The sequence below is a fragment of the Gordonia sp. LUNF6 genome (assembly GCF_047041125.1).
Classification (GTDB): Bacteria; Actinomycetota; Actinomycetes; order Mycobacteriales; family Mycobacteriaceae; genus Gordonia; species Gordonia sihwensis.
The window spans coordinates 3440114-3447878 of record NZ_CP178181.1; the positions used below are offsets into that span (position 1 = coordinate 3440114).

Below are 7765 nucleotides of genomic sequence, written 5' to 3' on the forward strand. Positions count from 1 at the left end.
CACGCGCGTCGGCGACGAAGCATAGGATCGACGTCGACCGTCCCGAACTCAGGAGCACCCATGGATGTCAGCGTCGTCTGGACCATCAATGCCCGCACCGCCTCCGTCGACAAGGCCGTCGAGAGCCTCGCGGAGATCCAGGAGGAGGGCTTTCGCCGAGTCTGGTGCACCCAGATGCCGAATGAGCCCGACGCCCTGACGATGCTGACGGTCGCGGGATGGGAGGTGCCGGAGATCGAGTTCGGTACCAGCGTGCTGCCGATGCAGGTGCAGCATCCGATGCTCCTGGCGCAACGCGCGCTGACCACCAACGCGATCATCGGTCCGCGCCTCCATCTTGGACTCGGCCTGAGCCACCAAGTGGTCACCGAAGGCATGTGGGGCGTCTCCTACAAGCGGCCCGTCCAGCGCACCAACGAGTACCTCGACGGCCTGCTCCCGCTACTGAACGGCGAAAAGGTCAGCAGCGCGGGCGAACTCGTGACGACGCGGGGCGCCCTGACGATCGCCGACGTTCCCGCGCCGCCGGTGTACCTGGCCGCGCTGGGACCGAAGATGCTCGGCATCGCGGGCAGTCGCACGGCGGGCACGGTGACCTGGATGACCGGGCCCAAGACCTTGCGCGATCACATCGCCCCCACCCTGCGCACAGCCGCCGAGGCCGCGGAACGCTCGGCCTCCGACGTGCGCGTGGTGGCGATGCTGCCGGTCTCGGTGACCGACGACGCCGACGGCGCCCGCGCCGCCGCGGCCGAGCAGTTCGCGATGTACGACAACCTGCCCTCGTACAAGGCGATGCTCGACCGCGAGGGCTTCACCGGTCCGGGCGACGCCGCGATCGTCGGCGACGAAGCCACCGTCGCCGACCGCGTCCGGGAGCTGGGAGCCTTCGGCGTCGACGAGTTCGTCGGCATACTGTTCGATCGCGACCGCGAGACTCGCGCCCGCACGCGCGCTCTCCTGCGGACGCTGGATGCGTGATGTCCGACTCCCAACCCAGGGCCGACTAAGCAAAGTTAGGTGAGCCTGGGTTACTATTCGGCTCATGAAGTCGACTATGAAGACCGTCCTGGCACTGGTGGCGGGTCTGCTGGCCGTCGTCCTGACGGTGTCCGCGTGCAGCGCTCCCGACGAGGACGAGGCCTCGGGCGGCCCGATCCAGGTGAACACCGCGCAGGGACCGGTGACGGTGAAGGGCACTCCCAAGCGGATCGTCACCCTCGGCGCGCAGTGGATCGACACCGCACTGGCCTTCGGCGTCAAGCCCGTTGCCTACCTCGACAACATCCAGATCCTCACCGGCAGCCCGTCGCCCTGGACCGGTGACAAGCTGCAGGGATCGACGGCACTGGATCCGGAGAACCTGGTGGCGCAGATCGCCAAGGCCGAGCCCGACCTGATCCTCGCCGAGGGCTACATGCCCAAGTCGCAGCCGGAGAACTTCGAGAAGATCAGAAAGATCGCGCCCACCATCCCCGGCGTGACCGGTCAGCAGGTGGACCCGTGGCAGGACCTTGTCGCGCTGATGGGCACCCTGCTGCGTCAGGACGGCAAGGCCAAGGAGATCACCGCCGGCGTCAACAACCAGATCGCCGACTTCAAGAAGGAGCTCCCGCGTCTGGCGGGCAAGACGTACGCGATGGCGTACATGTACTCCGCCGATCAGATCCAGGTGATGGCCGATCCGAACGACGGCGCCGCGTACCTGTTCAACGAACTCGGCATGAAGGTCGCGCCCAAGCTGCTCGCTCAGTTCGAGAAGACGAAGAACCCGCGCTTCCCGATCTCCACCGAGAACGTCCCGATGCTCGACGCCGATGTCCTGATCGTCACGGCGAACACCCCGGCTCTCAAGAGCGCGCTGCGCAAGCTGCCGGGATACTCGGAGCTCGAGTCGGTCCGCAGCGGGGCCGTCGCCGATCTGTCCGTCGCCGACATCAGCGGACTCAATCAGCCGACGCCGCTGGCGATCCCGTACCTGCTCGACGAGCTGAAGCCTGCCTTCCAGAAGGCGACGGCCTGATCGGATGACGGGTCCCTCGCGGACCGCCCTGCGCAACGTCTACACCTGGCGTCCCGGGAGCAAAGCCGTGCTCGGCGCTCCCGGGACCGCTACGGTTCTGCCGGCGAAACGCCGGTTGACCGGACTGGTGCCCATGCAGGGCGGCGTACTCAAAGCACTCAACGCCGGCCCGGTCGCCTTCGACGCGGCACCGCCTCCGCCGGTCGCCTATCTGCTGCGCGATCTGCTGTCGGCCGGTGCACTCGAACTCGCCGTCTCCCGCGGCGAGACCGAGCTGTACCGCCTCCGGCCGTTCCGCTCCGTCGATTCCACGCGCCCCGAGCCGCGTCACGCCGACGGGGTGCTGTCTCGATTCACGGTGCTCCGCAGGACGGGTGGCGAGGTCGTCGCCGAGAACCCGCGCTCCTGGTGCGACGTGGTGATCGGCGCCCCTTCGGTGGCCGCGATCCTGGCCGGCGGCCGAGACGACGACCTCGTCGCCGACTCGCTGTGGTCGGATCTGCTGTGGACCGGTCACGCCGTTCTCGACGCCGACGGCGAGGAGTCCGATTTCTCAGCGGCCGCGTGGAGTCCCCACGAACTCTGGTTCCACCGTCGGAGCACCGTCGGCGACCGCGGCACCAGTTGGGCCCACTTCGGCCCCACCCGCTGGGCCGACGGGCACTTCGCGCCGGTCCCCGCGTCGCCCGAACCGTACCCGGGCGAGAGCATCCCGCTGCCCGTGCCCGACCTCGACCGCCTGTCGCAGTCGGACGTTCCCTTGGCGCGCGTCGTCGAGGATCGGGTGTCCGTCCGCAGCTTCGACGACGCCGCACCGATGACCGTCGCGGAGCTGGGCGAGCTGCTGTATCGCTGCGCCCGAACTCGGAACGTGGCCACCCTCGAGCGTTCCGGCACCGCCGTCACCGAGCTTCCTTCTCGCCCCTACCCTTCCGGCGGCTCGCTCTACGAACTCGAGATCTACCCGGTGATCCGCACCGTCGACGGCGTCGCACCCGGGATGTACCACTACGACTCGTACCGGCACGCACTGCGCCGGGTGGCCGACATCGACGACCCCGCCGTGAATCGGCTGCTCTCGCCCGCCGCTCTCACCCTCGCCGACGGCGAGTTGCCGCAGGTGATGCTCGCCCTGGCCGCTCGGGCGGGCCGAATGATGTGGACGTACGAGCAGATGGCGTACGCGGTGATCCTCAAACACGTCGGCGTGCTGACCCAGACGCTGTATCTCACCGCCACGGCGATGGGTCTCGGCGGGGTCGCGCAGGGATACGGCGACACCGCGGCATTCGCCGCGGCCACCGGCCGCGACGAGTTGGAGGAATGCAATGTGGGGACCTTCGTGGTGGGCCGTCCCCGCGTCTGAGCCGGGCCTGCGCCTCAGTCCCGGTTGAGCGCGACCGCCGCCTGGACCAGCGCCACGAACGCGTCCGCGTCGAGATCGTCCGATTCGGCGAGGTCGACGGCACGGCGGGTTCCGCCGGTCGCGGGGACGAACAGCCCGGCGGGATCCGGCAGCGACGCGCCCTTGGCGAAAGTGACTTTGACCTTCGCCTTGTAGGTCTCGACGGTGCAGATCAGACCGTCGAGCGAGAAGGTCGGCACTCCGTCGGGATTCGAGGGCTTCTTCCACTTCGCCTCTTCGACGACACCGGGTGCGGCGCGGTGGATCAGTGAACGGATCTCGTCGACGCGGGTCGCCCGCCAATCGCTGCTCATGGGCTCACGGTAATCGATTGCGGCCGTCTCCGATCGCCGCACAGCACGGACACAACGTCTGCCCGGGTTCGATCACCCAGCCGTCGGCTGCGGCGAAGTCGACGGCGGCGGCGCCCGACCGGCATCGGAGCCAGTAGGCGCGCTCGCATCGGGAACATCGGATCTCACTCGTGGGCCGCGGCGCGGCGGACTCCCGTGGAGGCAGGACTGCAGTCATCGAAATGCTCTGATCGTCGTTCTCATGAGAGATCGTGAGGTGCCGGGCGGCCCGGGGTTTCTCCCCGGGACGCCCGGCACACGGTTCGGTTACGGGACTTCGGAACGGTGAGGGAGTGCGTCGGCCTGCGCCGCTCCCCGCACGGTGTGGGGGTAGTCGTCAGGTTCGGCGCCGTCCGCATCGACCGGATGCTGCTGTTCCAGCCAGTCGATCGGATCGACTTCCAAGACACTCGTCATCGACGACCTCCTTCGGTGAAGAGAATGCGCGACGCCTGCGGCGGCTGTCAGCGGGTCACTCCGTCGCAGCGGTGATCGACCGCGGCTCGCCCTTGTGCTCGATCTCGATCTTGCGGGGCTTGGCCTTCTCCGACAGCGGGATGGTGACCGTCAGTACGCCGTTGTCGTACTGCGCATTGATTCCGGACGTGTCGATTCCCTCACCGAGGGTGACCTGGCGCCTGAAGGTTCCGGAGAAGCGTTCGCTGGCCAGCCATTTGGCGTCTTCGGACGGCACGGTCCGGTGAGCCGACAGGGTCAGCACGCCGTTGTCGACGCTGACGTCGATCGATCCGGGGTCGACGCCGGGAAGGTCGGCAGCGAGAACGTAGTGACTGTCGACCTTGTAGAGGTCCATCGGCATGAATCGGGGAGTCCGCGCAGTTCCTGCCTGGCCGGAGAGCAGGCCACGGGCGAGGGCGTCAAAGTCGCTGAATGGATCGAAGCGAAGCACAGCACCACACCTCCTATTCATTTGTCACCAGCCGGTTCGACTGATGATCGTCGACTGTGCACCACCAAATTTAGCACTCTCGATCATCGAGTGCCAGATTTTCGTGTCTCTTGTGCCAGATTTCGGCGATACCGCGCGCGCTGCGGCCCGCGCCCGGTCAGTCTGGTGCAGGCCGTCTGAGAACACGACCGATACCACCCTCACGACATCGAAAGGTCACCCGTGCCCGCTGAGTTCAATCCGACCATCACTCGTCGCCAGGCACTCGCCGCGGGCGGCGCGGCCGTCGCCGCCGCATTGGTCGCGCCGGGTCACGGGATCGCGGCAGCGGCCGGGCCGTCACCGGACGCCGACGTCATCATCGTCGGTCACGGACTGTCCGGACTCGTCGCGGCGTCCGAACTCGCCGATCGCGGACGCAAGGTGCTCATCGTCGATCAGGAGTCGGGACAGAACGTCGGTGCCCAAGCGCACTGGAGTCTGGGCGGACTGTTCTTCATCGACAGCCCGGAGCAGCGTCTCGCCGGCATCCGCGACTCGCACGAGCGGGCACACCGCGACTGGTTCGCCACCGCGGGCTTCGACCGCTCGCCGCACAGCGTCGACGGCGAGGACTACTGGGCTCGGAGATGGGCCGAGAAGTACCTGGAATTCGCCGCCGGAGAGAAGCGGTCGTGGCTGGCGGGAATGGGCGTCTCGTGGGTCCCCGTGGTCGGATGGGCCGAGCGGGGCAACGGCGTTCCGGGCACTCCCGGCAACACCGTCCCCCGATTCCACACCACGCTCGGCACCGGTCCGGGAGTCGTCGAACCGTTCGTCCGGCGGGTGCGCGAGGCGCAGCGCCGCGGACGGATCCGGTTCGCGTTCCGGCATCGGGTCGACGAACTGATCACCGCGCAGGGAGCCGTGGTCGGCGTCCGCGGCTGCGTCCTCGAACCGAGTTCGCTGCCGCGAGGAAAAGCCAGTTCCCGCAAGCAGATCGGGGATTTCGAACTCCACGCCCCACTGGTGATCGTGGCGTCGGGCGGCATCGGAGGCAATCACGACCTGGTGCGCCGCAACTGGCCGGCACGGCTGGGAACGGCGCCGGAATTCATGGTCACCGGCGTCCCGCAGCACGTAGACGGCCGGATGCTCGGCATCGCCGAACGATCAGGCGCCCGGCTCGTGAACCGCGACCGCATGTGGCACTACACCGAGGGCCTGCGGAATCATTCGCCGATCTGGCCCGGACACGGTATCCGGGTGCTCGGAGCCCCGTCGTCGATGTGGTTCGACGCGGCCGGTCGCCGATTCGGCGAACCGGGCATCCCCAGCCACGACACTCTCGGCACCCTCGAACTCATCCAGCGCTCCGGCTACGACTACTCGTGGTTCGTCTTGAACAAGCGGATCATCGAGAAGGAGTTCGTGCTCTCGGGCTCCGAACAGAACCCGGAGCTGACCGCCAAGAACCTCCCGCTGTACCTGGTGCACCGCGCCACCGACGACGTTCCGAAACCCGTGCAGGCCTTCCTCGATCGCGGACCGGACTTCGTCACGGCGGGCAGCGTCGAAGCGCTGACGGCCAAGATGAACGCCCTTGTCGGTACCGATCTGGTCGATCCGGGTTCTCTGAAGAAGCAGATCGCGCACCGCGACCGTGAGGCCTTCAACCCGAAGAGCACCGATCCGCAGATCAAGAGCATCCGGCGGTCGCTGGCCTACGTCGGCGACAACCTCGTGCGCACCGTGCCGATGCACCGAATCCTCGACCGCGATGCGGGACCGCTCATCGCGATCAAGATGAACATCCTGACCCGGAAGTCCCTCGGCGGACTGCAGACCGATCTGTCGGGCCGGGTCCTGTCCGCGGACGGCCGGCCCGTCGAAGGGCTGATGGCCGTCGGTGAGGCCTCCGGCTTCGGTGGCGGCGGCGTCCACGGCTACCGAGCACTCGAAGGGACCTTCCTGGGCGGGTGCCTGTTCACCGGCCGCACCGCGGGCCGGGCCGCCCATCGCCTGCTGTGATACGCGACCGGCCGCGGCCGCTCAGCTGAAGATCGAGAGGTCGACGGCCTCGGCCATCGTGCGGTAGCCGGCCGGACCCGCTGGCGCTCCGAATCGGCCCGCGGGGCGGCGTAGCCGCTGAAGAGCGAGTCGGACGCCGGCAGGATCGTCGCCACGTGAACACGGACGCCGTCGGCCTTCAGGCGGGCGATGATGTTCTTGTACCTGGCGATCACCTGGTCGGCGGTCGAGCCGAGCCGAGGACTTACCGAGACCCCAAACACACAGGAGCGCAGCGCCCCCCAGGCCAGTCGAGTAAGCGGAGGAGCGAAGCGACGAAGCGCATCGAGACCCGTCGTCACACGCTGTGGATACCCGCATTGCACCCCGCCCCGACGTCCGCCACAGTCGCCTCATGCACGGCTTCATGTACATCCTGAAATGCGCGGACGGCAGCTATTACGTGGGGAGCACGCGGAATATCGAGCATCGGTTCGAGCAACACCAGTCAGGTCGCGGGTCGGCATATACCCGGAATCGCTGTCCGGTCGAGCTGGTCTTCTGTGAGGAGTTCGATTCCATCGAGGATGCGTACGCGATGGAGAGACGCGTGTCGAAGTGGTCGCGCGCGAAACGAGAGGCGCTGATCGCCGGCGATTTCGACGCGCTGCGCCGCGCGGCGAAGAAGGGCTTCCGCCCGGGCCAGACGCCGCCGTCGAGGCCGCAGGAGTGATCGCCCAGGCCTATGAGTAAACCGAGGGCGCATCGAGACCCCGTCGGCGGCAACGTCTCGATACGCTTCGTCGCTTCGCTCCTCCGCTTACTCGACAAACCTGAACGGTGCCCCAGGACCGTCGAGTAGAACGAGGCGCAAGCCGAGGACGCATCGAGACCCCGGGCGGCGACGTCTCGATGCGCTTCGTCGCTTCGCTCCTCCGCTTACTCGACAAACCTGTGGGGTCGACAAACCTGATAGAACGCCCCCAGGACCGTCGAGTAGGACGAGGCGCAAGCCGAGGACGCATCGAGACTCGCCCGTCTCGATGCGCTTCGTCGCTTCGCTCCTCCGCTTACTCGACAAACCT

8 protein-coding genes are annotated in these 7765 nt (G+C 67.6%); 5 read left to right on the plus strand and 3 right to left on the minus strand.

What is annotated here, in order from left to right; translation table 11 throughout:
* Window positions 1-60: 60 nt before the first annotated feature.
* The 3 genes from ACK8HH_RS16100 (at window position 61) to ACK8HH_RS16110 (ending at window position 3389) form a co-directional block, all read left to right on the plus strand.
* Complete coding sequence (locus ACK8HH_RS16100; protein WP_006896091.1) at window positions 61-981, plus strand: TIGR03564 family F420-dependent LLM class oxidoreductase; 921 nt, start codon at window positions 61-63, stop codon at window positions 979-981.
* Window positions 982-1045: 64 nt separating this feature from the next.
* Window positions 1046-2023, plus strand: a complete 978-nt coding sequence (locus ACK8HH_RS16105; protein ID WP_412475340.1) for an ABC transporter substrate-binding protein — start codon at window positions 1046-1048, stop codon at window positions 2021-2023.
* Window positions 2024-2027: 4 nt separating this feature from the next.
* Window positions 2028-3389, plus strand: coding sequence for a SagB family peptide dehydrogenase (locus ACK8HH_RS16110; protein ID WP_375003513.1), 1362 nt, complete (start codon window positions 2028-2030; stop codon window positions 3387-3389).
* Between the two features lie 14 nt (window positions 3390-3403).
* On the opposite strand, the gene ACK8HH_RS16115 is transcribed toward ACK8HH_RS16110, so the two are convergent.
* The 3 genes from ACK8HH_RS16115 to ACK8HH_RS16125 all read right to left on the minus strand — a co-directional run bounded on the left by ACK8HH_RS16115 (window position 3404) and on the right by ACK8HH_RS16125 (window position 4691).
* Complete coding sequence (locus ACK8HH_RS16115; RefSeq protein WP_006896088.1) at window positions 3404-3742, minus strand: DUF1801 domain-containing protein; 339 nt, start codon at window positions 3740-3742, stop codon at window positions 3404-3406.
* A gap of 306 nt (window positions 3743-4048) precedes the next feature.
* On the minus strand, window positions 4049-4198 hold the full coding sequence (locus tag ACK8HH_RS16120) for a hypothetical protein (RefSeq protein WP_156479406.1): 150 nt from the start codon (window positions 4196-4198) through the stop codon (window positions 4049-4051).
* 55 nt (window positions 4199-4253) lie between these two features.
* Complete coding sequence (locus ACK8HH_RS16125; protein WP_006896087.1) at window positions 4254-4691, minus strand: Hsp20/alpha crystallin family protein; 438 nt, start codon at window positions 4689-4691, stop codon at window positions 4254-4256.
* Between the two features lie 297 nt (window positions 4692-4988).
* Between ACK8HH_RS16125 and ACK8HH_RS16130 the strand changes: the two genes are divergently transcribed.
* Both ACK8HH_RS16130 and ACK8HH_RS16135 read left to right on the plus strand, forming a co-directional pair.
* Window positions 4989-6701, plus strand: coding sequence for an FAD-binding dehydrogenase (locus ACK8HH_RS16130; RefSeq protein ID WP_231875673.1), 1713 nt, complete (start codon window positions 4989-4991; stop codon window positions 6699-6701).
* A gap of 394 nt (window positions 6702-7095) precedes the next feature.
* Window positions 7096-7413 (plus strand): GIY-YIG nuclease family protein, encoded by a 318-nt coding sequence (locus tag ACK8HH_RS16135; protein WP_045538273.1) that lies wholly within the window; start codon window positions 7096-7098, stop codon window positions 7411-7413.
* Window positions 7414-7765 lie beyond the last annotated feature (352 nt).